The sequence below is a fragment of the Paraburkholderia sp. J12 genome, assembly GCF_905220215.1.
Classification (GTDB): Bacteria; Pseudomonadota; Gammaproteobacteria; order Burkholderiales; family Burkholderiaceae; genus Paraburkholderia.
Genome location: NZ_CAJMZC010000031.1, coordinates 1 through 25,059 on the forward strand (window position 1 = coordinate 1; position 25,059 = coordinate 25,059).

General features: G+C 67.5%; 19 protein-coding genes. 3 read left to right on the top strand and 16 right to left on the bottom strand.

The features are described 5' to 3' along the window. Positions 1 to 137 precede the first annotated feature (137 nt). Positions 138 to 383: a hypothetical protein gene (locus U5760_RS31180; protein ID WP_415914212.1), complete on the bottom strand. Its 246-nt coding sequence runs from the start codon at positions 381 to 383 to the stop codon at positions 138 to 140. A gap of 122 nt (positions 384 to 505) precedes the next feature. Here U5760_RS31180 and U5760_RS31185 point away from each other — a divergent pair, with 122 nt between their 5' ends. After that, on the top strand, positions 506 to 955 hold the full coding sequence (locus U5760_RS31185; RefSeq protein WP_322016153.1) for a hypothetical protein: 450 nt from the start codon (positions 506 to 508) through the stop codon (positions 953 to 955). Between the two features lie 47 nt (positions 956 to 1,002). On the opposite strand, the gene U5760_RS31190 is transcribed toward U5760_RS31185, so the two are convergent. From U5760_RS31190 to U5760_RS31210, 5 genes are all read right to left on the bottom strand, one after another. Next, complete coding sequence (locus tag U5760_RS31190; protein ID WP_322016154.1) at positions 1,003 to 2,046, bottom strand: ABC transporter permease; 1,044 nt, start codon at positions 2,044 to 2,046, stop codon at positions 1,003 to 1,005. Between the two features lie 4 nt (positions 2,047 to 2,050). Next, positions 2,051 to 3,109: an ABC transporter permease gene (locus tag U5760_RS31195; RefSeq protein ID WP_322016155.1), complete on the bottom strand. Its 1,059-nt coding sequence runs from the start codon at positions 3,107 to 3,109 to the stop codon at positions 2,051 to 2,053. Then, a complete protein-coding gene (locus U5760_RS31200; RefSeq protein ID WP_322016156.1) occupies positions 3,106 to 4,713 on the bottom strand; it encodes a sugar ABC transporter ATP-binding protein in 1,608 nt (535 codons plus the stop codon). Before U5760_RS31200 ends, U5760_RS31195 begins: the two co-directional genes overlap by 4 nt. A 16-nt stretch (positions 4,714 to 4,729) precedes the next feature. After that, entirely contained in the window at positions 4,730 to 5,764 is a 1,035-nt protein-coding gene (locus tag U5760_RS31205; RefSeq protein WP_322016157.1) for an ABC transporter substrate-binding protein, read from the bottom strand. 131 nt (positions 5,765 to 5,895) lie between these two features. Next, positions 5,896 to 6,981: a LacI family DNA-binding transcriptional regulator gene (locus U5760_RS31210; protein WP_322016158.1), complete on the bottom strand. Its 1,086-nt coding sequence runs from the start codon at positions 6,979 to 6,981 to the stop codon at positions 5,896 to 5,898. A 219-nt stretch (positions 6,982 to 7,200) separates the two neighbouring features. On the opposite strand from U5760_RS31210, the gene U5760_RS31215 reads away from it, so the two are divergent. Beyond that, complete coding sequence (locus tag U5760_RS31215) at positions 7,201 to 8,262, top strand: aldose 1-epimerase (protein WP_322016159.1); 1,062 nt, start codon at positions 7,201 to 7,203, stop codon at positions 8,260 to 8,262. 54 nt (positions 8,263 to 8,316) lie between these two features. Here the strand turns inward: U5760_RS31215 and U5760_RS31220 are convergent, their stop codons facing one another. Then, positions 8,317 to 8,655, bottom strand: coding sequence for a hypothetical protein (locus tag U5760_RS31220; protein ID WP_322016160.1), 339 nt, complete (start codon positions 8,653 to 8,655; stop codon positions 8,317 to 8,319). A gap of 545 nt (positions 8,656 to 9,200) precedes the next feature. On the opposite strand from U5760_RS31220, the gene U5760_RS31225 reads away from it, so the two are divergent. Further along, positions 9,201 to 9,689, top strand: coding sequence for a DUF3331 domain-containing protein (locus tag U5760_RS31225; protein ID WP_322016161.1), 489 nt, complete (start codon positions 9,201 to 9,203; stop codon positions 9,687 to 9,689). 89 nt (positions 9,690 to 9,778) lie between these two features. Here U5760_RS31225 and U5760_RS31230 read toward each other — a convergent pair whose 3' ends face one another. From U5760_RS31230 to U5760_RS31270, 9 genes are all read right to left on the bottom strand, one after another. Beyond that, complete coding sequence (locus U5760_RS31230; RefSeq protein WP_322016162.1) at positions 9,779 to 14,530, bottom strand: cellulose synthase subunit BcsC-related outer membrane protein; 4,752 nt, start codon at positions 14,528 to 14,530, stop codon at positions 9,779 to 9,781. Beyond that, entirely contained in the window at positions 14,521 to 15,681 is a 1,161-nt protein-coding gene (gene bcsZ / locus U5760_RS31235) for a cellulose synthase complex periplasmic endoglucanase BcsZ (RefSeq protein ID WP_322016163.1), read from the bottom strand. Before bcsZ ends, U5760_RS31230 begins: the two co-directional genes overlap by 10 nt. Position 15,682: 1 nt before the next feature. Beyond that, entirely contained in the window at positions 15,683 to 18,157 is a 2,475-nt protein-coding gene (gene bcsB, locus U5760_RS31240) for a cellulose biosynthesis cyclic di-GMP-binding regulatory protein BcsB (RefSeq protein ID WP_415914213.1), read from the bottom strand. A 113-nt stretch (positions 18,158 to 18,270) separates the two neighbouring features. Further along, entirely contained in the window at positions 18,271 to 20,484 is a 2,214-nt protein-coding gene (bcsA, locus tag U5760_RS31245; RefSeq protein WP_322016165.1) for a UDP-forming cellulose synthase catalytic subunit, read from the bottom strand. Next, positions 20,481 to 21,278 (bottom strand): cellulose biosynthesis protein BcsQ, encoded by a 798-nt coding sequence (gene bcsQ / locus U5760_RS31250; protein WP_322016166.1) that lies wholly within the window; start codon positions 21,276 to 21,278, stop codon positions 20,481 to 20,483. The genes bcsA and bcsQ overlap by 4 nt, the downstream gene beginning before the upstream one ends. After that, positions 21,275 to 22,180: a cellulose biosynthesis protein BcsP gene (gene bcsP / locus U5760_RS31255; RefSeq protein ID WP_322016167.1), complete on the bottom strand. Its 906-nt coding sequence runs from the start codon at positions 22,178 to 22,180 to the stop codon at positions 21,275 to 21,277. Before bcsP ends, bcsQ begins: the two co-directional genes overlap by 4 nt. Positions 22,181 to 22,253: 73 nt before the next feature. After that, a complete protein-coding gene (gene bcsD, locus U5760_RS31260; RefSeq protein ID WP_322016168.1) occupies positions 22,254 to 22,709 on the bottom strand; it encodes a cellulose biosynthesis protein BcsD in 456 nt (151 codons plus the stop codon). Between the two features lie 405 nt (positions 22,710 to 23,114). Beyond that, positions 23,115 to 24,209: a CAP domain-containing protein gene (locus U5760_RS31265; RefSeq protein WP_322016169.1), complete on the bottom strand. Its 1,095-nt coding sequence runs from the start codon at positions 24,207 to 24,209 to the stop codon at positions 23,115 to 23,117. A 268-nt stretch (positions 24,210 to 24,477) separates the two neighbouring features. Continuing rightward, a complete protein-coding gene (locus tag U5760_RS31270; protein WP_322016170.1) occupies positions 24,478 to 24,840 on the bottom strand; it encodes a DOPA 4,5-dioxygenase family protein in 363 nt (120 codons plus the stop codon). Positions 24,841 to 25,059 lie beyond the last annotated feature (219 nt).

Genomic DNA, 25,059 nt, shown 5'->3' on the forward strand with positions numbered 1-25,059 from the left:
GAGAACGGATGCAGGTCCGTCAAGCCTCTTTTGCGAATATTTTTCGGGTGAGGCAAATACCGCCTGCAAGCAGCCTCGCTCTCGTGCTCCATCACAGTCGCGACTATAACGTCAAACCATCGCAGCGTCGTTCGAGGTCACTGCCCCTTGGGCTTCTTCCCGAACATCGCCTTGCACGGCGGCGACAATTCGCTGTAGTGCTGCTTCAGGCACGCAGCGATCTTCTCTTTGTTAGGGATATCGCTCGCGCAGAAATGAAAGGCATCGCCGCGGCAGGCGTGATCCTCTTCTTCTTCCGTCGCCGCATGGCCGGCCAGTGCCCAGGACAACCCCATAAGCAGTGCCGCCGCAGCAGCCCTCATCTGGATCGATCGACTTTTCATGTCGTGCCCTCTCTAGTTAGCTACGTAGGGAGAAGTCACGCAACCCCCGTTCCCGGCACGACGCTTGCGCCTTTACCGAAGTCGCATTTGCCGGGAGGCGCTGCCCCACGCAGCGGCACACCATGCATCCGATGATCCTGAAGATTTCCGTTGGCGCCTCGTTTTGCCTCGTCGCCGCCCTGAGCGCCGAGTCCGCCGCCCACGCCGACGACACCGCCAGCCCCTGCGCCGCGCTCAAGCGCATCGTCGCCGCAGCGCCGCAGCACTTCGCCGCCCTCGGCCCCGACGATGGCCGCGCAGTCGCACAGCCCTATGGCGACGATGCCCACTGCGCGACGACGCACGGCACCTACCAATGCGAATGGAATACCCGCAATGCCAATGCGGACAGCGGCGGCAATCCGCTCGAAGGAGTCGGCGCCGACATCGCCGCATGCCTGCCCGATGCCACGCACGATCTGAACTCACCAGGCCGCCAGCATTTCTATCTCGGCACGCGCGCAAGCCGTACCGAAATCACGGCGCAGACGGAAGGCGCGACGCGCGTGAGGCTGTCCGTCTCGCAACAGTAAAAGTGGTAAGCGGGAATGAGTGCGGAAGGAAAGAAGATCGACGCCGGTCACGAACCCGCAGGCCGTCGTACAACGCGCCCGCGGGTTCCGGGCGTACGGGCTGCGCCGTGCCGGCGTCCCGTGAGCACCGTCTGGACGATCACGGCCGCGAGCAGAAACGCGCCACTCGCGAGGTTCTGATAATACGGGCTCAGCGTGCCGACCTGATTGATGACGTTATCGATCACCCCCAGCAGCAGTACGCCGGCCAGCGGGCCGGCCATGGTGCCCACGCCACCGGTCAGCAGCACGCCGCCGATCACCGCCGCCGCAATCGACTGCAACTCATAGCCGGTGCCGGCGCCCGAGAGCCCCGAATCCAGGTGCGACGCGAGCAGCGCTCCCGAAAGCCCGGCAAGCGCGCCGCTCAGCCCATACGCGAGGATCTTCACCCGTTCGACTCGCACGCCCAGCATGCGCGCCGCCTCTTCATTGCCGCCGATGGCAAAGATCGCCGCACCGAAGCGCGTGTGATTGAGCAGCAACGCGCCGAGACCGTAGACCACCACGATCACCCAGATCAGATTGTTCACGCCGAAGATCGATCCGTTGGCGATGCGCGTGAAAAACCCGGGATTCGCAATCAGCAGATCCTGGCTCGCGAGCACGAGCGCGAAGCCCTTGAGACCGAGCAGCGCCGCCAGCGTGACGATGAACGGCGCCATACGCGCCCGTGCGATCAGCACGCCATTGACGAGCCCGACGACGAACCCGGCCGCCACAGGCGCGAGCATCGCCGCGCCCCAGCCATACGGCGCGGCATACGCGGCCAGCACCGTGCCGAGCCCGACCATCGAGCCGACCGAAAGATCGAAGCCGCCCAGAATGATGACGAGGCTCTGCCCTACGGCAACGAGCCCAAGGAAAGCGCTGTTCGAAACAATGTCGGCAAGATTGGCGGGTCGCAGAAAATCCGGGAACACCATCCCTGCAATCAGCGCGACGACAACGAGCATCCCGATCGCGCCGCGCGACTGCACGAGCGCGATGAGCTGGGCGCGCCGGCTGCCGCGCGTTTGCGCGGCCGGGGTGGCGGCGTGGGCGATTGGCATGGCGTCAGGCTCCCGAGCGTTGCAGATACAGCGCCACGACGATGAACACAGCCTTGAGGATCTGCGCGTACGTGTAGCTGACGTTGTTCATGATGAAGCTCGCGTCGAGCACCTGCAGCAGCAGCACGCCGAACACCGCGCCCACGATCGAGATGCGTCCGCCCGAGAGCGGCGTGCCGCCGATCACCGAAGCGGCAATCGCATCGAGCTCGAAGTTCACGCCCACATAGTTGGGGTCGGCCGCGCCGAGCCGTGCCGATGCGAACAGCCCCGCCAGTCCCGCGAGCGTGCCGCTCGCCGCATACACGAGAAAGAGCGTGCGACGCACCGGAATACCCGCGAGGAACGCGGCACTGCGGCTCGCACCTACGAGGATCGTGTAGCGCCCAAAGGTCGTGCGGCGGACCACGAACGCCACGATCGCGGCGAACGCCAGCGCGATGAGCATCACAAGGGGAATCGGGCCGAGCGTGCCGGCGCCGAGCAGGTCGAATGCATCGGTATCGGGCAGATTCACGCGCGAGCCGCCCAGCAGCGCCTGCGCCAGCCCGCGCGCGGCCACGAGCAGCGCAAGCCCGGAGATCAGAGGATCGATGGCGAGCAGCGCGACCAGCATGCCGTTGCAGAGTCCGACCACGGCACCGATGCCCACCGCCGCGATCATGGCGGTGCCCACGCCATACGGCAGGAACACCGCAATCGCCGCGCTGGAAAGCGCCATCACCGAACCGACCGAGAGATCGATGCCGCGCGTCGCGATCGCGAGGTTTTGACCCAACGCAATGAGCACGATCGGCGCCGCTTCGAAGAGCAGGCTGCGTGCGGCGAACGGATTCGAAAACCCGGGCGTGACCGCGAGGTTGAATGCAACGAGCACCGCCAGCGCAATATAGACGCTGTGCTCGCGCAGCAGCGTGCGCCATGCCAGCGAGCGGGACTCGCCCGAAGGCGCGCGCGGCGCGGGGGAGTTCGAGGGGCTCAAGCGTTCCTCGTTCGATTCAAGGTGGGTCGCCATCGTTGCCGTCGTCGTCGATTGTGCCTTGTCCGGGCGGCCTGCGTTCATGGCGTGCCGTCCGCGTGGTCGCTCAGGTCCTGGCTTGCGGCATCGCTCGTGCCCGGGCCCGCCAGCACGGCGAGCACGTCGTCGGGATGCGCGCCCCTGGTGGGCATGCCGCCCTGGGTCGCGCCCTCGTTGAGCACCACGAGCCGGTCGGTCAGCGCAAGCAGTTCCTCCATTTCCGAGGACGTGACGACCACCGCCAATCCTTCCTCGGCAAGCTGCTGCACGACGCGATGCACTTCCTCTTTCGCCCCCACGTCGATACCGCGCGTGGGGTCGTCGAGCAGCAGCACGGTGGGCTGGGTGGAGAGGCAGCGCGCGATCAGCGCCTTTTGCTGGTTGCCGCCCGAGAGCGTGGAGATGGGTGCGCCGGGCCCGGCCGTCTTGATGCCAAGACGCGCGATCGACTCGCGCACGAGCTGCGCTTCTTTCGCCCGGGAAATGAAACCGAACCGCGAGATGCGCGGCAGCAGGCTCGCAACGATGTTCTCGCGCACCGAGAGATGCGGGAAAATGCCCTCCGCGCGCCGGTCTTCGGAAAGAAACGCGAGGCCGCGCGCAATCGAGCGCGCCGGCGTAGCGTGACCGAGCGGCCGGCCGTCGATATCGACCTCGCCGCCGTCCGGCTTCTGCGCGCCGAAGATCGCCTTGAACGTTTCGGTGCGCCCGGAGCCGAGCAGTCCCGCCAGCCCGACGATTTCCTTCGGCGCCACGCGCAGCGACACGTCGCGCACGCGGTTGCCCCATTGCAGGTGCGCCACTTCGAGCGCCGGCGTCACCTCCGCCCCGGCTTCGGCACGACCCGAGCGATCCGACCACGCATGCTCGCCCGCGCTCTCGCGGCCCAGCATCGCGGCGATCAGCGCGCCGCGCGGCAGTTCGTCGGGCGTGCCGGTCCGCACTACGGCGCCGTCGCGCATCACGGTGAAACGGTCGCACAGCCGGTAGCATTCGGACAGCCGGTGGCTCACGAACAGCAGGGCAATGCCTTCGGCCTTCAGGCGATCCACCACGTCGAACAGCACATCCACTTCGGCACCGCTCAGCGCTGAAGTGGGTTCATCGAGGATCAGCACGCGCGCGCCCAGCGACACGCCACGCGCGATCGCCACCATCTGCTGGGCGCCCAGTCCGAGCGACCCCAGCCGCGCCGCCGGATCGACCGCCAGCCGGTAGCGCTGCACGATTTCCGCCGCCCGGTCGAGCATCTGTTTTCTGTCGATCAGGAATCCGAATTTTTTCGGTTCGTGGCACAAGAAGATATTGTCGGCCACGCTGCGTTCGGGAATCAGGTTGATTTCCTGATAGACCGCGCACACGCCCGACTGCTGCGCGCTGCGCGGGCTGTCGAACGCCGCCGCGGCGCCGTCCAGCAGGAGCCCGCCCGCGTCCGGCTGATAGAAGCCCGTGAGAATCTTGATGAGGGTCGATTTGCCCGCGCCGTTCTCGCCGACGAGGCCATGCACTTCGCCCGCGCGCAGCGTGAGCGAAACGTCGCGCAGCGCGCGCACCACGCCGAAGGTCTTCGACACGCCGCGCGTCTCGAGCACGACGGCGCGCGGCGGGGCGGAGGGGGAGTGGGTAGCGGCAGCCGCGCTCGTCGTCATGGTGACTCTGCGCCGCTCAATAGACCTTGCCGGCGTCGAGCGACTGCTTCGCATTGGTCTTGTCGAAGAGCGCGTCGTCCATGATCTGCTTCTGCGGCACCGGCTTGCCGGCGAACCAGTCTTCGAGCGACTTGAACGCGAGCGGGCCGAAGCGCGGATTCGTCTCCACGTCCGCGGCGACGATGCCTTGCGAGATGTCGGTCACGATCTCCTTCGTGCCGTCGATCGAAACGATGGTCACGCCCTTGAGCTTGCCGGCCTGGCGCAGCGCCGTGATCGCACCCAGCGTCATGGTGTCGGCATGCGTGTAGAGCGCATTGATGTCCGGGTGCGCGAGCAGCATCTGCTCCATCACCTTCTGCGCTTCGGTCGTGGACCAGTTACCCGTCTGCGCGGCGACGATCTTCATGTCCGGATACGCCTTGAGGCCCGCGGCGAAACCGTCGGTGCGCTGGCTCTCCACCGTGTTGCCGTAGCCGCCCTGGATTTCGGCGATGACGGCCTTGCCGCCCGTTGCGTCGGCCAGCGCCTTGGCCGCGCGCTCGCCCTGCTTGTAGAAGTCGGAGCCGAGGAAGGTGATGAAGTCGTCGCAGAAGTTACCGGCCGTCAGGCGGTCGATCGTCACGACCGGAATGCCTTTGGCACGCGCCTGCGCGAACGCGGGCTGCAGGCCGGTGGAGTCGTTCGGCGCCACGATCAGCGCTTGCGCGCCCTGGTTGATCATGCTTTCGATGTCGGCCACCTGCTTGGCCTGGTTCGCATTGGCATTCGTGTAGAGCAGGCGCTTCACGCCGGCCGCCTTGGCCGCCGCGCGCACCGAAGCCGTTTCCGTCGCGCGGAACGGGTTCTGTTCGTTCTCCGATTGCGAGAAGCCCACCACCATGTCGCTCAGCTTCGTGCCGCCGGGTTTGGGGTTCGTGCAGGTCTCGCTGGAATTCGACTGCACTTTCTGGGCACCGGAATCCGACTGCGCCCAGGCGCTTCCGGTGCCGGCCGCCGCGAAGCAAATCCCGGCGGCGATGAGGATGGACTGAATACGTTGATGACGCATGGCTGTCTCCGTGATAGTCGTCGGCGGCGCGGGTTCCCACCTCGCTCCGGCCAGTCGCTTGTTCTCGTTTTCGCTGGATCCGACGCACTGCGCCGGATTATTACGGCCACTGCTTCAACTAATATTACCAGTCAATTATCGACGATATTAATGAGGGTATTCACGGGGGCGGTGGCATTGGGCGCGCAGACCGATGCCCGCTCGATGAGCGGACCATCGAGCTTCACGGTGCGCCGCCGCACCGGCGCGCCGGCGCTGCGGTTCTGCTCTTCCTGCAGCAGCGCCTCCACCGCCCAGCGGCCCAGTTCGTAGTTCGGCAGCACGACCGTGGTGAGCGCCGGGTGCGTGTGGCGCGCGATTTCCTGGTCGTCGTAGCCCATTACCGAGACGTCCTCGGGCACGCGCAGGCCCAGTTGCTTGAGCGCCTCGATCGCGCCGGTCGCCATCAGGTCGTTCGCGCAGAAAATCGCCGTGGGCGGATTCGCCTCGCGCATGAGCGAGAGCGTGAGTTCGAAGCCTTTGCCGGGACTCCAGTCGCCGTCGCGCACGAGGCGTTCGTCGTACAGCAGGTCGGCGGTCGCGAGCGCCTGGCGATAGCCCTTCAGGCGGTCCTTCGCCGCGTCCTGCCAGGTCTCGCCGTTGATGAAGCCGATGCGCCGGTGGCCCGCCTGGATCAGGTATTCCGTGGCCGTATGGCCGCCCGTGACCTCGGCCGGCACGACCGACGACAGCGCGTGATCGGACGAGTAGCAGTTGAGCAGCACGGCCGGCACCTTCAGGAGCGCGGGCGGCACGGTCACCTTGCGCGTGTACACGGTGGCGTAGATCACGCCCAGCACGTTGGGCAGCGCCAGCGTCTGCAGCACGCGCTGCTCCATCTGCGCATTGCCGTGGGTCGAGAACACAGCCAGCACGCAGCCGTTGTTCCAGGCGGCGTCGCGCGCGCCGTCGATGCTCACGACGGGGTGCGGGCTCGTGGAGACTTCGTCGGCAATGTAGATGATCAGGTTGCGGTCGCCCGCGGGCGCGGGCTGCGCGGCGCGGATCGGCAACTGGTAGCCGAGCGACTGCGCGACATCGTTCACCTTGCGGCGCGTGGCTTCGGAGAGCTTGGCGCCCACTGCGCCATTGAGAACGAGCGAAACCGTCGATTGCGACACACCGGCCGCTTTCGCGATGTCGGTCATGGTCGGACGGCGCTGGGTCGATTTTTTCATCGGGGGCAGGAAAGGCTGCGCGGCCTCGCGGCGAGCGGTGCGGCCGATCGGGCGTGCGCTGGTGGGCGAAGCGTAGCACTAATAATTTGACCCATCAATTGGAGTATGTCGCCATTTTCTGCGCTCACTGCCCATTGCTTTTCGCGCCTATATTAACGATTATTAGTAATAATTTTAGCGATACCAGGCGAACCCGTGACCTACCCGGAGAGCGATCATTTGACAGCCCAACCGTCCGGCTCGCGCCGCACCGCCCGCGACAGCGGTGCTCCGATCGGGCCTCCCTCGCAACAGGATCCGCCGTTCGATGCCTGCGCGCTCGATGACGGGCAGCTCGTCACGCTGACGTGCGGCGAATCGCGCGCGCTCGTCGCGCCGCATGTGGGCGGCTCGATTGCCGCGTTCTACGACGCCGGCGCCGCGGGGGCCGACGCATTCCACTGGCTGCGCCCGGCGAGCCGTGCGGCTCTCGACGCCCGCGACCCGCTCGGCATGGCCAGCTTCCCGCTGATGCCCTATTGCAACCGCATCCGCGACGGACGCTTTCGCTTCGAAGGCGAGATGATCGACCTGCCGAGCGGCACCGGCGCGCTGCGCCACGCGCTGCACGGCCATGCATGGCGCCGTCCGTGGACCGTGGAGGCGCGCACGAAAGACAGCGTCACGCTCCATTTCGTGCACGAGCCGCGCGGGCGCCGGGACGGACACCGGAGCGCCCGCGAAGCCGGAGCGGCAGACGCGCACGCGGGCTGGCCGTTCCGCTACGAGGCGCGGCAGCATATCGTGCTCGACGCCACGGGCCTGAGCGTGCGGCTTTGGGCGCGCAACCTCGCCTCGCGGCCGATGCCGTTCGGCTTCGGCCACCATCCGTACTATCCGCGACAGACCGGGACGCGCATCGCCGCGCGCGTGCGCGCCATGTGGGAAATCGATTCCGAAGTGCTGCCGGTTTCATTGAGCACGCATCCTGCCGTCGACGCGCTGCAGGCAGGCCTCGTGCTCGACGACTTCGACCTCGACAACAACTTCTCCGGCTGGCGCCGCGAAGCGCTGATCGAATGGCCGCACGCGGGCCGGCGCCTCGCGCTGCGCGCGAGCGCGCCGCTCGACTATTTCGTGCTCTTCAGCCCGGCGGGCCTGCCGTACTTCTGCGCCGAGCCGGTCAGCAACACGACCGACTGGCTCAATCTGCGCGCGACACGGCTGGACGTGGGCGGGACGGTGCTCGCACCCGGCGAGGCAATCGAGGCGCAGCTCGCCTGGCTGCCGGAGCGCCTCTAGACCCGGCAAGCTCAGGCACGCAGCGAGGCGGCTCGCGCCGCCTCACATCGCGCCTCACATCCCATTGACCGGCGCGACCGCATTGCGCACGCCCGCCAGCGGCGCGCCATAGCCGCCGGCTTCGGCATTGTTCGGCTGGCCGTTGGCCAGCTGGCCGCGCGGATCGGTGGGGCCGACGGGCAACTCGCCGGCCTGCCGGTTGCCGTGTGTGGGATATTCGCTGCCGGGCGCCGCGTTGGGCATCAGCGCGAGGCTGTTCTGCGGCGACTTGAGATCGTCATTGGGAGCAAGCTGTGCACTGGCGGAACCCGCGGCAAAACCGGCAGCGATACTTCCGGCAAGCGCGATGGCAAGAACGGGCAGCCGCGCTGCCCGGGAGACGTAAGCTTTCATGTCGAACTCCTTTCGGCAAGAGCGGCGCTATCGGCTATCGGGCGGGAACCGATTGCCCATCGCCGCCGGTTTGCATCTTTGAAGCGTAGCAGAGGCGCCCCGCCAGCGTATGTGCCCCACTGCGGACCCCACTGCGGCCGGCACACCCGCGAAACCGGCACAGCGAGTACCATTCCTGGTCGCACCCCGAGATGCGCGCCGGGCGTCCCCATGACGCAACCGGCAAAAACCCGGCACGGCCGAGGCGGCGCCGGCGGCTTCGGGATCGTTCGGTCACTGAGGCTCGGCCTGCGTCATGCCCGTCTGCAGGTGTCATGCAGGCTGCGTAGTTTTCCTCAGGACTACGAATGTATTAGCGGAATCCGGCTCACTAAAAAGCGGCTCCCGCCTTGCAAGCCGAAAGGCATCACCCACCGCATTACGAACCTGACAAGATTGCCATTGTTTGGCGAGTCCAAACTGAGTATTTGGAGAATCGGGATTTATCCTGTCTGGCATGGCAGATACGATACCGGCGAGATCGCACAGGACCGGAGGGATTCGACGTGAGCCAGCTACGAACGACATTTTCCAGGCACACGGCGTCCGGCTATCCCCTGTGCGGACCGGCGCATGGTGTCGGGTCCGCACGGGAGCTGGCCGGCGACCCGTGGGCGGCAACCATTCTGCAGCTCGGCCAGTTCGCCGAGAGCATCGACCCGGATGAAACCGGCCTCGACGACGAAGCGCTCACGGAAGCACCCGCGCCGAAAAGCCGGGAGGCCGTGACGGAGTACGGGCGCAATGCGGTCGTGACCTTCGTGGAGCGCATTGGCGAGAAAGCCGTATCGATCTCGTGGCGCGATTCGACCGGCGGCAACTACCGCGAGCAGCGCTGGGTGCTGCGCGCCGCGCGATCGCGCGGCGTGTGCGCGCTCACCGGCAAGAGCATTTCGCGCGGCGACTTCATCTACCACCCGGTGAGCAGTACACGCGGACGCCCGTCGAATCTCGCACAGATGATCCGCGCGGAGGCGCTGGAGATTTTCGAGTAACGCGCCGGCTGTTCCCGGCCAGTTCCCGGTCATTCACGCAACCCCATACGCCGCTCCTGGCTGCCGTATGGGGTTTTTTGCGCCGTTTCTCAGTCGGAATTGGCCAGATACGGCGACGTGAGCGTCCTGGGCGGGAACGGCTGCAGGCCCGACTGCGGCGTGAAACTGTAACGCACATACACGGCGGCAATCCACTCGCGGTACTGATACGCGTTGCCGAGCGAGGCCATCGCGCCCACCGCCAGCTGCGGCGCCAGCTGATACTCGCCGCTCGCGTAGAGCGAGTATGCGAGGCCCGTTTTGCTCTGGCCGGGGTAGATCGCGTTCGGATCGAGTGAAACCGTCTTCTGGGCATTCACCGTGTCCATGTTGCCTGAAGCGCTGGCCTGCAACGTATTGTCCAGCGGGAAATACGGCACCGCGTCCTGCCGATAGTGCTGCACGCCTATGGAGCCCTTCAGGTCATAGGTGAAGGCGCCCGTGCGGCCTGCATATTCCAGAGGCAGGTTCAGGATCACGTACTCCTGCGGACTGAAATAACCGCCCTGCCCATAGGTCACGTACGACTGGTTCTTGTCGTACGACATCACGGTGGTATTGAGACCCACCATCAGGCTCTGGTCGGCATCCTGATAGAGGCGCGTGTAAGCGCCGCCGCCGCCCTTGACTTCATAGTTGCTCACCACGTGGTGGCCGTCGTAGTACTGGAACTGAAGGTTCGCGTAGAGGCCGCTCGTACCGTCGTCCCAACCGAGCGCTGCCCGCCCGCCCGATTTGGTTACACCGCCCCATTCGAGATTCGCCCCCTGGTCGCGAGCGCCGGCGTACGAAAGCAGGCTGTCGGTCACCGCGCGCCGCGTGACGGCGAGCGAATACGAAACCTTGTCGGTAATGCCGCCGTCGTACTCGACGCCGCCCACCACGTTCTGATAACGGAAGCCCACCGGCGTGGCGCCGATGTCCGCCTTCAGCGAATTCGTCTCGTAGCCGATCGAGAGCCCAACGCCGCTGGCCGTCTGCGACCCGAAGCTGCTGCCCGTCGGGCTAAGCGCAAGACCGGAACCAAAGCGCGCCAGGGTCGGCAGGTCGGTCGCCGCCGTGCCGGCGTCGAGCGTAACCGGCGTGGCCGTCACGACGACATGGCCGTTGCCCGCCTGGATGCGTCCCTGAATGGGCGCTTCGATGTCGGTGAGGTCGGTGAGGCCATCCTCGCCCGCGCGGTTGCGGAACACGGGGCCGGCCGTGATCGTGCTGGCCTGGTCCCGGTTCACTTCGGCAAGCTCCGCCGCCACGCCGAGTGTCTGCGTGCTCGCTACCTGTTGCGGCGACGGCGTGGCGCCGGCCGTGGCCGGTGCATACGGCTGGGCGTAGCCGGCCGGCGGCTGCGGGATGTACGGCTGCGCCGCGTAGCCCGGGTTAGCCGGGCTGGGCTGGCTCGGGTAAGGCGGCTGGGGCACGTAAGGCTGGCCATAGCCCTGCTGCGCGTACGGCTGCGGCTGATAGGGTTGCGGCGCGTAGCCTTGCTGTGGATAAGCCTGCGGATACGGCTGCTGTGCATACCCCTGTTGCGGATACGGCTGCTGGGGGTAAGGCTGCTGCGGATACGGCTGCCCATAACCCTGCGGGTACGACGGATAAGACTGCGGCTGACCATACCCCTGCGGCACGGAAGCCTGGCGGCTCGCATTCGCCTGCTTGCGCGACTGCGCGGTCGTGCGCTTGCCCGAAGGCGCGCGTGCAGGCAGCGGCGGCGTGCCATAGCCCCCCTGCGCCTCTTGCGCCGCGGGCGACATCGGCCAGGGCGTCGCGGCATAGGGCCCGGGTTGCTGCGGCGGATACGGATAAGGCTGCTGCGGATACGGCGCGGCGGGCGCGGGTTGCGCGTAAGGCTGCGGCGCGTACTGCGCATAGGGCTGCAACGGTTGCGCCGCGACAGGCGCGCCCGACGCGCTGGAGCCATAGGTATCGGGCCCGTAACCGTCGTCGGCCGGGGCCGGAGGCACGCTCGCCAGCGGGTTCGTCGCGGGTAGCGGCTGATATCCCGAGACAGCCCCGGCAGGCGCCACGTAGGGCGTGACGTACGGCGCGGGCTGCGCCGGCGGGAGGGAAGTAGGCACGGTCGTGACGGGTGACGAAAGTTTGGACCAGGAAGGCGAACTGGGTGCGGGCGCCGCAAAATCCGCGGCAGCGGCCGACGCGGCGCCCGCCGTATCGACTGCCGTCCTGCCCTCGAACGGATTGGTGCCCGGCAGCGGATTCGCGCCGATCGGCCGGCTGAACGCCTCCCAGCCGCGCGGCACATTCGAGGCCGCCGTCGCAACCCGCGCGCCCGGCGGCGTGGTGCTCGCCACGAGCGAGCGCTTCAGGTACTGCGCAGCGAGGGTGAGCTTGCCCTCGGCGCGGTACATCCGGCCCACGGCCGCGAGCAGATCGGGATCGTCGGGCGCGCTGTTGAGCGCCGTCGTCGCGGTGTCTTCGGCGAAGCGCCAGTCTTTCGTCGCCGTAGCCGCGTAGATCGCCGCGGTCTGCAGGCCGAGGTCGTCGGGGCGGCGCCCGAGCGCCACGCGATAGCACTTGAGCGCATTCGCCGGATCGCCCGCCGACGAGTACATCCGCGCGAGCGCCGCCTGCAGGTCCGGGTTGTCGGGCATGGCCGCGAGCCACGGCGCGATCACCGCGTAGGCGCTCGCGAGGTCGCCGCTCGTGCGCACCTTATCGGCCTGGCGCACGACGATGGCGAGATTCAGGTTGTCGAAGTCGGTGCGCTGCTCGGGCGTGAGCTGCATCGTCCCGAGGCGCCGCATCACGTCGCCCAGCAGCGCGTCCTGATGGCTCGCGAACAGGATGCCCGCGTATTGCAGCTGCAACCCGGGGTCGCCCGGCGCCGCCGACATCGCGCCCTGCACGAGCCACAGCGCGCGGTTCGGATCGCCCGCGGCCACGTAGCCGCCCGCCAGTTCGCCGATGAGCGAGGGCGTGGCGAGCGCAATGGGTTCGGCGTTGCGCAGCACTGCGAGCGCCTGCGCGTTCTGACCGCGCCTCGCCATCTGCGCGGCGAGATCGACCTGCTGGCCCAGCCACAGGCGATGCTGCAATTCGGTCATCGCCGCAGTGCGCTGGGCAACGGGAATACGGTCCAGCACCTGCAGGCCGTTCGACCAGTCTTTCGTCTGCTCGGCGAGCAGTGCGCTCGCATAGAGCGCGTCGACCATGTCGGGGTGCGTGGCGAGCAAGCCGTCCATCATGCTGCGCGCCGTGCCCACCGCGCCCTGGCGCACGTAGATGCGCGCGAGGTCGAGCCGCAGCCACGGATCGTCAGGATTACTCACGAGTGCATCTTCGAACAGGCTGCGCGCCCGCCCGAGGTCGCCCTGGGCTTCGGCTTCGCGCGCCTGCGCCGCTTCCGCCGTGCCCCGCAGGCGGTCGAGACCGCCTGCCTTGGCCTGTTGCTCGGCAGTGAGCTGGGTGGCGAACTGCAGCGCCTCGTCGCCGCGGCCCTGCGCGGCGAGCGCGCCCACGAGGCCGCGAATCGCGTCGGGGTTGTCGGCCTGGCGGCGCAGCGCCATGCGGTAGGCCTGCTCGGCGCCCTGCGGATCGCGATTGGCGAGCAGCGCTTCGCCCAGCATGACCTGGGCCGTGACGTCGGACGGATTGAGCGCAATCGCACGCTCGTAGAGCGACTTGGCTTTTTCGAAGTCGCCGTTGCTCTGCGCGCCGATCGCCTGGCTCGTGTAGGTCCAGTAGGTCGCGCTCGTGAGCGCCTGGCGCCAGCGCGCCGGATTGCCCGCGCGCGACGCGCGTTCGAGGTAGTTGCGGGCCGCTTCGAAGTGCTCCTGCTTCAATTCGACGATGCCGAGGCCGCCGAGCGCATCGCCGTCGTTCGGCGAGGAAGCGAGCACCGAGGTAAAGCGCGCGCGCGCCGTCACGAGGTCGTCGCGGTCGAGCGCGGCGAAGCCCTCGCCGATCGTGCGCCCGCGCGCGTCGTTCGCCGCGTCCTCCCCGGAACGCAGGCGACCCTCCTGGTCTTGCTTGACCATGCTCTCGTAGCGCGCCTTCACGGCCGGATCGTCGGGCACGAGCTTCAGATAGGCGTCGTAGAGCGGCTGGTCGGAAGGCCGCGCCGCGAGCCACAGGAGCGCCTGGCGCCAGCTCGCGCGCGCCTGCGGCCCGACCTTGCCGTCGCCTGCCAGCTGCTCGAGCCGGGCAATGCCGTCGCGGCGCGTGGCATCGCGGTACGTGAGGTGCTGTGCGTAAGCCAGCGCGTAGCGCGGGTCGTCGGGGTTCTCGCGCGCGAGATCTTCGAGCCCCTTGCGTGCCTCGTCCCAGCCGTTCGGCGTGGCCGAGAGCGCCTGGTAATACTCGAGCCGCAATTCGGGCGTGGCGGGCTTGCCGCCGATCGCCTTCTGATACTGCTCGACCGCCGACGCGCTCTTGCCCATCTGCGCAAGGCGCCGCGCGTCGTTCACGGTCTGGTCGCGCGGACTGCTCTGCCCCAGCCGCCGGCCCAGTTCGTCGATGCCGGGATAATCGGGCGCCGCGGCGCGCAGCTTCTCCAGATACTGCTCCGCGCCGCCGCCGTCCTTGCGGTCGGCCAGGACCATGCCCATGCCGAAGAGCGCATCGGGCTGCTTCGGATCGATGCGCAGCACCTTCTGCCAGGCCTGCTCGGCAAGATCGCCGCGGCCATGGGCCTGCCAGTACTTGCCCTGATCGACGAGCGCCTGCAAGGGGTCCGGCGCTGCGGCATGCACCGCCGGCGCGAGCGTCAGCGCAACGCTGCCCGCGAGCGCGAGGCAGGCGGCGAGCGTGCGGGCGCGGCCGGGTCGCATCTTCATTCGCATGCGCCCCTCCACGACGGGATCAGTTGCCCATCCGCGTCGAAGCGGTAACGGCCGTCGATCGCGCCGGTGCCGAAGAGGCCCAGCACGTGGTCGTAGTACACCGGCTCGCGGCCCGGCAAGCCGTCGTCGAGCGCGGCCAGGTGCGTGCGCGCGAGCGCGAGGCTCTTCGTGTCGCCGAGCGCGGCGAAATAAGGGGCCAGCGCCCCCCAATAGCTGAGCGGCCCCTCCCCGCTGCCGATGCCCGTTGCCACCGCAACCTTCTCCGGCGGCACGCCCGTTTGCGCGACGCGCTCGCTCATGCCGCGCACCGCGTCGAGCCAGGGCTTCGCGAGCGGATCGGCGCTCGCCGTGAGACCCGCCCAGAGATAGACGCGAATCGCGTCGTAGCTGCCCAGGTCGCCGGTCTTCGGATCGACGACGAATTGCCCCTGGTGCCAGGCGGCCCAGTCGGGCGCGAAGCCGCGCGGCGAAGTGGCGGTCACCATCTTCAGCGTGCTCTGCGCGAGCGCGGTCCACGGACCCGTGCGCAGGTCCTGCGCGAGACCGCGCAGCAGCGGCAGCGGCAGATAACTCGGATTCAGGCGCGTCACGCCGCCGTTGACGAAACCCTGCGGCCCGGGCAGCAGCATCGGGCCGAGACCCGCCAGGTCGGTCATCTCGCGCTTCTCGATCTGTGCGGCGAGCGCCGTGCCGAGCGCCGTGTAATCGGGCGAGTTCCAGAGCCGGCCGGCCTGCAGGAGGTCGTAGGCGATCCAGAGGTCGGCATCGGAAGCCGAGTTCGGGTCGAGCACGCCCCACGAGCCATCGGGCTTTCTGCCCCATTGCCATGCAGGCAAATGCATGTTGCCGGCGTCGAATTGACCGCCCGCGAGATTCAGGCGCGTCCAGGCCAGCAGCCGGTCGAACGTGGCGCGGTCGTTCGCGACGAGCGCGAAGAACATGCCGTACGACTGGCCCTCCGAGGTCGATTGCTGCACGGCCGTCGAATAGTCGACCACGCGGCCGTCCGGCTGCACGAAGCGCGCGACGAACGAGCGGTACGAGGACCAGTCGCTGCAGGTGGCCGCCTCGGCCCCCAGGGCCGCGAAAACGAGCGCGACGCCGCAGGCGAGCCGGCAGGCAACGAGAACCCGGCGCGAGGGCTGTTTCATATCAGTCCTTCAGGCGACGCGCAGCCACAGCGCGCAGAATACGGAAGAAGAGCGCTGCGATCACGATGGCCGCGAACACCCCGCTCAGCACGAGCAGCAGCGGATGCGACGACAGCACCCAGCGCAGATACTCGATCGGCGAGAGCGAGCCCACGTAGTAGGCCTCGCCATTGGAGGTGACCGTGACCGTGCGGCCGTGGATCACGTCCATGGCGCCCTGGATCGACGGCAGCACGTCGGCATCGAGCAGCGCCGAAGTGATCTCCGCCTCCGATTCGCCCGGCGCGCTGATCAGCGCGACCACGCTGCGCCCCTGGCGCAACGGCGATTCGAAGCCCGTGATGAGCGCACTGCCGCCGTTGCTCACGAGCGAGAGATCGGCGCGCGCGGGTGCGCGCTCCACGCCGCGCGGGCCGTGCCACCAGTCTTCGAGTTCGAACGCGAGGTCCGAGAGCGTGAAGGTGCTCGTGTCGCCGTCGGTCGAGAACGGCATCGACTTCGCCCACGTTTGCAGCAGCGGTTGACGGCCCGGACCGCCCAGCATCAACAGATCCTTGTCTTCGAGGCGGGCGACGTCGCCCGGCCCGCCGATCGTCACGCCCGTGACCGGATAACCCGTCGATTCGCCCATGCGCCCCATCGCGAGCAGATAGAGGCTGTAGTCGCTCGGCGTCGGCTCGCTCGGGAAGATCACCGCCGTTTCCGAGAGATCCGCCATGCGCGTGAACGGGAAGCCGCTGTTCGCGAACGCGGCGAGGTCCGGCAGCGCCATGTAGTGCGGGAAGTCGGAGAGATCGATCGTCGAATCGGGATCGATCGAGCCCGCCACGTTCTGCAGCAACCGGCCCGTGCATTCGCCCGTATCGGGAATGTCGTAGTAGAAGTGCAGGCGCAGTTGCGAACGCGGCGTGAGCAGGAGCGGCGGCACGTGCACGATGCGGCGCGCGACGCCCGTCGTCGAAAAATCCGCGCCGAAACGCGCGAGCAGGCTGCTCAGGCTGAAGCGCGACGGCGTCACCGCGGGAATCTGCAGCGCCGACACGAAGTTGTTGTTCACGCTGACGTTCAGCGACGAGCGGTCCGGTCGCGGACGCACCGAGTAGCGGTAGCGCAGATCGAGCGGCGCACCCTTGGTGTTCCACATGAAGAGATCGGGCGGCACGTGCAGGTTCAGCGAGATCGCGCCCGCGTCGTAGCCCGTCACCGAGAGCGCGCGCTCGTCCTGCACCAGTTCGCCGAAGCGCACCGGCCGGCTGGTCGGCAGCCAGTTCGGCGCGTCGTAGGGCACGCGCGGCTTGAGCGTGGTGAGCTGGCTCACCGTGACGCTCGTGCCGGAAAGCGTGTTTTCGCCGAGCGCGAGCGCGCTGGCCGCGGTGCGCAACTCTTCCGCGTTGCGGCCGAGCACCAGCAGCAGTTCGCCGCGCGCCGGCTCGCTGCGATCCACCACGGCGAGGGTCGGACCGGAGACGCCCGGCAGCGTCACGCCGTCGAGATGCGAATCGGCCAGCGCGAACACCACGGCGTTGCCCGAGAGCGGCACGCTGCCCACCTGGGCCGGAAAGAGCGCGCCGCGGTAGCCTGCCAGCGCGCCGAACCACGAGGCCACCGTGCCCGCGGCGGCAAGCGTGTCGGGGTCGGGCTTGTCGGCAAAGACGAACGGCAGTTCGAGCCGGCGCACGTCGCGGCGGTCGAAGAACGGCTGCGGCAACGCGCCCAGATCCGGCTTCGTCGGCAGCGATGCGTAGGTCAGGTCGAGCGAACTCGCATTGCTCACGGTCGCCCACAGCGCGGAGTTCGAGGGATCTTCGCAGCTGCGCGTGTAATGGCCGATCAGCTGGATGTTGAGGTGATTGAACTCGGTGATGAAGCGCGGATCGAGCGAAATGTCGCGCGCCACCGTCGTGCCCGCCTGGTCGTGCGGCACCGGCAACGTAGCCGCCACTTCGCCGTTCACGAGCACCTTCAATTGCGAAAGCTCGGGCAAGAGCGCGGGCGAGTAGCTATAGATGAGATGCAGCACCGCGCCCGTGACCACTTCGTCGTTGCGCACCGAGAAGGGCACGCCGTTCTGGCCGTCGGTGCCGCGCAACTGGAGCGGATCGAGTGCGCCGAGATCGGCGAAAGTCAGCGTCTGGCGCCGCCCGCCTGGCACCAGCGTGCCGGGGTTGGCCGTGGTCGGCGGACGCATGCCGAGGAGCTTTTGCTGTTCGGGCGAAAGCGGCGGCACGGTCAGCGCGACCGCCGGCTGCTTGATCTCCTGCGGGTCGAACGTCTGCGCCGGTCCCGGCGGCGGCACGGCACCCACTGCCGTCGCACCGTCTGCGGAGCGGCCCGTGCCCGTCACGACCGGAGCCGATGCGGCCGCGGGGGCCGCAGGGACTTTTTGCGCCCAGGCGTTCGATGCGCCGAAGAACGGTGCGATCCACGGCGCCATGGCGATCTGCGCGGCGACACACCACGTGAGCGCACGCGTCATACGCGCATATCGCGAAACGCGCGCCTCGCCCGGCTGGCTTCGCTGCATGCCCGCGCATGCAGCCCCTCCCTCGTCCGAGCCGTGGCGCGGACGTAAAACCCCGGTCCTTTTTTTCATGTCCCTTGGCTGTCTTTTTGTCCGGCCTTCTTGCCTTCGCGCTTCGTCCACGCGCGCAGGTCGCCGTAAAGATGTTCGAAAAGTCCGCCGATACCGCGCACCCCCACGCGTAACACGTGCGAGAGCGCGCGCAGCGGTGCGTCGGCCTGCCGGCCCTCCGCCCAGCCGGTCCACGCATCGGCGCGCGAGAACGTCGTCTTCACGAAGTCGAATTCCTGATCCCTGGTCATCTCGACGAAATGCAGCCCGGCGCGTCCCGGCGCGGAGAAACTCACGGTCGCCGCGAACGCATATTCCTCGTCGCCGCGAAAGAGCGAGACCGTCACGTTCTCATGCAGCGGCACCTGGATATTCTGCGGCAGCGCGACACCCACGCCGCCCTCGGAGTAGTCGATGGTCTCGCACGCCAGCGTGCGGCCCGTGCCGAAGCGCAGCATCACGGGCATCTTCATCGCGATGCGATGCACGGCGCGCACCTGCTTCTGCTCGTTGGCGGCCGCCACGCTCGCGCCGAGAATCAGCATGTTGTAGGTTGTCCACGCGAGATTGAGGATCGTGGTCTGCACTTCGCTGTGCACGTGCGCGTAGTTGTAGATGTGCACGAGGCCGAACACGAAGCCGAGCAGGTTCAGGATCAGCAGGATCAGATAGGGCCGCGAGATCGACCAGTCGAAGTAGTTCTCGGCGATCTGGCCGCCCTTGGCCGTCACGTTGAACTTGCCGAGCTTGGGGTTGATGAGCGCGAGCAGCGTGGGCGCCGTGATGTACGACGCCAGCACCGACTCGTACACCTCGGCCCAGAACGAATGGCGGAACGCGCTCTGCATGCGCGAGTTCGTGACGTTCGCATGGAACATGTGCGGCAGCGCGTAAAGCGCGATGGCCGCCGCCGACGCCTGGATCACGTGCGCGCCGAAGAACAGGAACGACAGCGGCGCGGTGAGGAACACGAGACGCGGCACGCCGTAGAAGAAGTGCATCATCGCGTTCAGGTAGCACAGGCGCTGGCCGAGCGAGAGGCCCTTGCCGCCGAGCGGATTGTCGATGCGGAAGATCTGCGTCATGCCGCGCGCCCAGCGAATACGCTGGCCGATGTGGCCCGAGAGGCTTTCGGTGGCGAGGCCCGCGGCCTGCGGAATCGCGAGATAGGCCGTGGTATAGCCGAGGCGGTGCAGCTTGAGCGCCGTGTGGGCGTCCTCGGTCACGGTCTCCACCGCAATGCCGCCGATCTCCTCCACCATCGAGCGGCGCAAGAGCGCGCACGAGCCACAGAAGAACGTGGCGTTCCAGAGATCGTTGCCGTCCTGCACGAGGCCGTAGAAGAGCTCGCCTTCGTTAGGCACCTTGCGGAAGGTGCCGAGATTGCGCTCGAACGGGTCCGCCGAGAAGAAGTGGTGCGGAGTCTGCAGCATCGAGAGCTTCTTGTCGCGCAGAAACCAGCCGAGGCAGATCTGCAGGAAGGAGCGCGTGGGGATGTGGTCGCAGTCGAAGATGGCGAAGTATTCGCCGCTCGTGATCTTGAGCGCCTCGTTGATGTTGCCGGCCTTCGCGTGGCGGTTGTGCGCGCGAATCGTCCAGTTCACGCCCACTTCTTCGCAGAACGCCTTGAACTCGGGACGGCGGCCGTCGTCGAGCACGTGGATCGAGAGCTTGTCGGGCGGATAGTCGAGTGCGAGCGCCGCGTAGATCGTGGGCTTCACGACCGCGAGCGGCTCGTTGTAGGTCGGGATGAACACGTCGACGGTGGGCCAGTCCGTGCGCGAGGCCGGCAGCGGCACGGGCTTGCGGCGCAGCGGCCAGGCGGTCTGGAAGTAGCCGAGCATCAGCACGAGCGTCGCGTAGACCTCGGCCGACACCAGCAGCAGCCCCCAGGCCACGTCGAGCGGGCGCGTCCAGTAGGTCGTCTCCGTGAGACGCCAGAACATGTAGCGGCCCGAAGCGATCACGGAAAGCATGACCATCACGAGTGTCGCGTAGTGCCCCTCCACGCGGCGGAACAGCAGCGCGCAGACGAAGCAGCAGGCGGCGAACACGAGTTGCTCGGTGTTCGGCAGCGGCACCGTGAAGACGAAGAACAGCGAGCAGAGCGCGAGCGCCGTGAGCACGATCACGAACGGCGTGCTGCTCCAGATGCGCGCGTCGGCAAAGCGTTCGAGGCGCGTGGCGCGCCGTGGCGCCGCGCCGGCGGAATCGGTCTCCAGGGTGCTCATGCCACGCTCCTTCGCGAATCCGCGGTGGCGGCCGGTGCGTCCAGCGCCGCGAGCAGCCAGGCTCCGCAGGCGCGCATGTCGGCGGAGGCCTGGCAGAGCGGGTCGTAACGCACCACCGTGGTGTTGCAGGCGAGCGATTCGCTCACGCCCTCGTCGGCGTGAATCGAACCGGGAAACATGTGGCCGCCCAGCATGTCGCGCAGCACGCGCAGGACGTCCTTGTTGAGCTGGCGCGCCTGATCGACCTGGTTCACCACGTAGCCTTCGCCGACGAATTCCGGGCGCGGGGCCGCGTAAGCGTCGATCATGCGCTGCATCTGCGGGATCGCGGCGTAGGAGGCGGCGTCCGCGAGCACGACGTTGACGGCGAAATGCGCGGCCGAAAGCGCGGCGCGCGTGTACGCCGACGAGCCCGGCGGCGTGTCGACGACCACGATGTCCGACGGGCCGAGCCGCAGCGCGGCGAGGCCCTGCGCGAACCACAGCGGGTTCTCGTCCAGATGGCGTTCGAAGAGATGCTGCTCCTCCTCGATGAGCGCGCCGAACGCGAGGACCGTCACGCCGTCGGCGCCATCGACCATCGCGCGCTGCCACGGCACACCCGCGAGCGCGGCGCGCGAGAGGCCGTCGACACTGTCGAGCGGAACGCCGAAGTAGAGCCGCAGCGAATTCTGCGGGTCGAGATCGACCGCCACTACGCGCCGCCCGGCCGCCGCGAGCACGGAAGCCAGGTTGGCGGCGAGCGTCGTTTTGCCCACTCCGCCCTTGGCCGACACCACACTCACCACTTTCATGGTCGGCCCACTCCCTTCAGAAACCATGGACGGCGCGGCGCAGCCGCGGCTTTCGGTTCGACGCCCGCTGCCTGCAGGCGCGGCGCCTGAGCGGTGCCGCGCAGTCTGCCGAACAGGCTGTCGAGGCGCCCGTCTGTTCCGGGCGCCTGGATGGGTGGCGCGCTTTCCAGCGATGCTGCGGGCGCCGCGCCAATCAGCTTCCTGAGCGGCGACGAACGGGTGGACGTAGCAAGCGGACGGTTTGGTGCTGCCAGATTCGCTGCTGCGCTCGCTACCGGACCCGCTGCAAGCGGTGCGGACGCGACAGGCGCCGTTCGCGGTGCAATCGCAGGCGCGGTCATCGCGGGGCGGCCGGTCAGCGGCGGCAGAGCGGCGCCGCGTGGCGCGACGCGCGGCGCGGGCGCCGTCGCCTCGGGGCTCGCGATGCTCGCGGCGGTGCCGGGCTCGGGCTGCTGCGGCATCGCGTCGGCACGCGCCTCCATCGAGGGCGTCGGCGAAAAGCGGAACGCCGCGCTTTCGGGCGCCTTCGGCTGCGACTTCTGGAGCACGGGCGGAATATCGCGGCGCGGGGAGCGCGTGAAGAGCGGCGCCGAGCGGCGCAGCGCCGCCTGCGAACGGTCACGCGGCAGGAGCCCGCCGCCGGCGCGCGGCGGCGCGAATACCGAGCCGGTCCCGGCGTCCTCGCCAGCCTCCCCGGCCTCTGGTTCCACCGGATCGGCGGCCCCCTGACGGCGCGCGGCGTCAAGCGCGTCCAGCTCGACCTTGCGCGGGTCGATCATGCCGAGCAACGGCCAGCGGCCGCGGGCCTCATGTGCCTCGCCTTCCATGCGGATCTCCCGGTAGCTGCTCGAGTCCCCCCCGAACCGGTCGAAGAGTGCTTTGATGTCGCGTGAGGTGCTCATAGTCGGACGAACGATGAAAATCGATTGCGAACTACCGGTCAGCCGGCGGCGATAACCAGCAATAACCCACCGGTCAGGCCGTTGCGCGCGCCAGATGGAATTCGACGGCATAACCGTCTTCGGGTACGCCGGCCTGCACGACCGTCAGATCCGACGCGCCCATCGCATCGAGCCACGCCTGATAGCTGCCCTGCAGGAGCGCCGGCGTCCAGGCGAGGGCATCGCCGCCGAAGGCGGTCAGCGGTGCGCCGTAGTGCACGATGCGCAGGTAGTCTCCTTCGTCGGCCAGCTCCACGCAGCCCCACTGGATCGAGGCCCAGCGCGCGTTGAGCGCGGCGGCAAGGGCTTCGGTGGAGTCGCAGGCAGGCAGGGGATGCTCGGCGGCGAAACGCTCGCCGACGCGGAACATCAACTGGCGCAGTTCCTCGTGATCGAGCTGCGCCGCGAACTCCGCAGCCAGCGCGCGCAGCAGACCGCGCCATTGAGGAGAGAGATGCTGTTCGAGCAAGACATCGACGACGGTCGGCATGGATGGCAGGTCCGGGTAGGTGTTCGTTTGATTTCCGGCGACACGGCGGCTCGCGAGACAGCACGCCGTACGCTCAACCTCGGGCCTAATATCGCGCGCAGTGTAACGACTGGCAAATTTTTTTTCTACCGCTCGTCGCAATAACGCGACCCAAGGTTTAACCGTCGATAACAGCAAACGTTTCCTGTAATTGGTCGGCAGTATAGCTCAGGGAATATTGGCGACACGCCCCCTTTCGCAAGCCAGAAGTCAGAAAAAAATGCACGCGGAATTCAATGCGGGTAATTGCGTGCATGCCGGTATTTTTTTCCCTTGCCATCGTAGTACGTACAACCAATCGCGCGATAAGGAAAAGCCCGTCTCGACGAAGAGGCGGGCTTTAACGTCCGGATTTGCGCCTGACGATCAGAACAGCGGCAGCGGCCGGTTCGCCGGAGCGCCCGGCTGTGCCTCGTTCGACACCGTTGCCACGCCCGTCGAGAACGACCAGGCCACGTCGATCACGTTGTTCTGCGAGCCGTTGGTCAACACGCCCGTGACGTGGACCTGGTAGGTCGCGTTGCTCGCGAGCGGCTGGTACGGCACGCACAGCGCGCCATTCGTCAGTTCATCCGGATCGGTCTGCGGCGTTTGCGCGAGACACGGCACGTTATTTCCGCTGGCATCGGTAATCGTGAAGTTCAGAGCATTCAGCGTGCCTGCAAAGCCGCTTTGAATCGTCACGGGATAACCCACCGTGGTGAGTTCGTACTGCGTGGCATTGGCGAATGGATTCGGCGACTCGTTCGCAAACCAGCTGGTCGGCACGCCCTTTTGTCCCGCATAAGGATAGGTAACGACGGCGGTTGTCGGCATCGCATTCGCTTCATTGCCGAAATCGATGTTGAAAGCTTCCCAGCTCGCGTTCGCCGACGTGCCGGTACCCATCGACTGGAAGTCGTCGAGCATGACGATGCGGTGGTACGGCGCGTCGAACAGCGTTTGCACCGGCGTCACGCTATTGGGAAAAGCGGCGGGCTGGCCCGCGACCACCACTTCGCCGTATGCCGAATAGTTGCCTTCGGCGGCAATGCGCGCCTGCGGCGTCGCGCCCGTATAGCCCGGCAGGCCGGCCGTCTCGTCGTGGCCGTAAGTCTGGTTGTCGACGAGATAGGTGGCATGGTCGAGCGACGCCGCAGTCAGCCCGGCATCGGAGGCGAGCGCCGGCAGCCCGACCGTCTGGCGCATGGCGTTGACATAGGCAATGCCGTCGGCCGTGGCGTTGCCGCTTGCGGACGGCAAGGTCGTGGGCGTAGCGGCGGCCGGAAGCAGCGTGACCGAGCCGGCCAGCTGCGTGGCGGGCGGCGTCTGCGCGTTGTTATTACCCGACGCGTTGCCAACCGGCGCGCTGCTGGTGCTCGTGCTGCCGGAAGAACCGCCGCCACCGCCGCCGCACGCGGCGAGCAACGCGACTGCAAAAAGGGAAATGGCTTCTAGCCTGAATCGGGAGGAGAACCGCATGCCGTGCTGCCTTCAATCCTGGTGCCTCTGAGGCGACGCGGAAAGCCAGGTCCCACCGCGTTCGCTACCGTGTGATGCAGCGCGCCGGCGGATGGCCGGCACGCTGGCGATGCGCGTTCTGCGCGCACCTGCTGAGTAACGGCAGCAAACGTTAAAACTTGAATAAAAACGGGGCTATTACGTCTGACAAAAGCGCGGATTTGCTGCCGATTCTGCGGCTATCTCGCGTCAAATCATCAGATGAAAGCGCGGCTCGCGCGATGGTGGCTCACCCGCCCAGCGCGGCCAGATTGAGCGGATGCGAATGGCCGATCCACATGGCGCTATCGCGGTGGTCGCGCAGTGAATCGGTTGTGTTCGGATGAATGAAGACGTCGAGCGCGCCGTGATTCAGCACGAGCCATTCGGCAATTTCGGCCAGGCGCTCGCGCGGGAAGGCCAGTTGATACGACCACCTGGGATGTGGGCCGACCGGGCGCTCGTGGAAACGCCCCATCTGCAGCGTGCTGCCGAGGTACGCAAAGTGCGATTCGATGGCGATGCGCAATGCCCAGGCGGCATCGCGGGTAGCGGCGTCGAAATAGACGTGGGCGTGCCAGCTTTTGATTTCAGCCGGATCGAGAAAGGTCATGAGTGGAGGGAAAGGTTCGACGAGGCATTATTTTGCCGTGAAACGGGACGGGGACGGCGGGGCGTGCCCCGCCGTCGGCCGCTCATGGCGTCATGGCTTCATTGAAGGAACAGCCGGTAAGCCGGATTGTGCGTCTCTTCCCAGTGCGGATAGCCGAGCGTGGCGAGAAAGCGGCGGAACTCCGCGTCGTCGGCGGCCGGCACCTGGATGCCCACCAGA

What these genes read in the sequence shown, in the direction of transcription:
- U5760_RS31205 (WP_322016157.1), bottom strand. Translation starts at nt 5,764, where the DNA reads ATGCGTCATCAACGTATTCAGTCCATCCTCATCGCCGCCGGGATTTGC.
- bcsZ (WP_322016163.1), bottom strand. Translation starts at nt 15,681, where the DNA reads ATGAAACAGCCCTCGCGCCGGGTTCTCGTTGCCTGCCGGCTCGCCTGC.
- U5760_RS31180 (WP_415914212.1), bottom strand. Translation starts at nt 383, where the DNA reads ATGAAAAGTCGATCGATCCAGATGAGGGCTGCTGCGGCGGCACTGCTT.
- U5760_RS31210 (WP_322016158.1), bottom strand. Translation starts at nt 6,981, where the DNA reads ATGAAAAAATCGACCCAGCGCCGTCCGACCATGACCGACATCGCGAAA.
- U5760_RS31230 (WP_322016162.1), bottom strand. Translation starts at nt 14,530, where the DNA reads ATGCGAATGAAGATGCGACCCGGCCGCGCCCGCACGCTCGCCGCCTGC.
- U5760_RS31265 (WP_322016169.1), bottom strand. Translation starts at nt 24,209, where the DNA reads ATGCGGTTCTCCTCCCGATTCAGGCTAGAAGCCATTTCCCTTTTTGCA.
- U5760_RS31185 (WP_322016153.1), top strand. Translation starts at nt 506, where the DNA reads ATGCATCCGATGATCCTGAAGATTTCCGTTGGCGCCTCGTTTTGCCTC.
- U5760_RS31200 (WP_322016156.1), bottom strand. Translation starts at nt 4,713, where the DNA reads ATGACGACGAGCGCGGCTGCCGCTACCCACTCCCCCTCCGCCCCGCCG.
- bcsQ (WP_322016166.1), bottom strand. Translation starts at nt 21,278, where the DNA reads ATGAAAGTGGTGAGTGTGGTGTCGGCCAAGGGCGGAGTGGGCAAAACG.
- bcsA (WP_322016165.1), bottom strand. Translation starts at nt 20,484, where the DNA reads ATGAGCACCCTGGAGACCGATTCCGCCGGCGCGGCGCCACGGCGCGCC.
- bcsD (WP_322016168.1), bottom strand. Translation starts at nt 22,709, where the DNA reads ATGCCGACCGTCGTCGATGTCTTGCTCGAACAGCATCTCTCTCCTCAA.
- bcsB (WP_415914213.1), bottom strand. Translation starts at nt 18,157, where the DNA reads ATGACGCGTGCGCTCACGTGGTGTGTCGCCGCGCAGATCGCCATGGCG.
- U5760_RS31270 (WP_322016170.1), bottom strand. Translation starts at nt 24,840, where the DNA reads ATGACCTTTCTCGATCCGGCTGAAATCAAAAGCTGGCACGCCCACGTC.
- U5760_RS31195 (WP_322016155.1), bottom strand. Translation starts at nt 3,109, where the DNA reads ATGAACGCAGGCCGCCCGGACAAGGCACAATCGACGACGACGGCAACG.
- U5760_RS31220 (WP_322016160.1), bottom strand. Translation starts at nt 8,655, where the DNA reads ATGAAAGCTTACGTCTCCCGGGCAGCGCGGCTGCCCGTTCTTGCCATC.
- U5760_RS31190 (WP_322016154.1), bottom strand. Translation starts at nt 2,046, where the DNA reads ATGCCAATCGCCCACGCCGCCACCCCGGCCGCGCAAACGCGCGGCAGC.
- bcsP (WP_322016167.1), bottom strand. Translation starts at nt 22,180, where the DNA reads ATGAGCACCTCACGCGACATCAAAGCACTCTTCGACCGGTTCGGGGGG.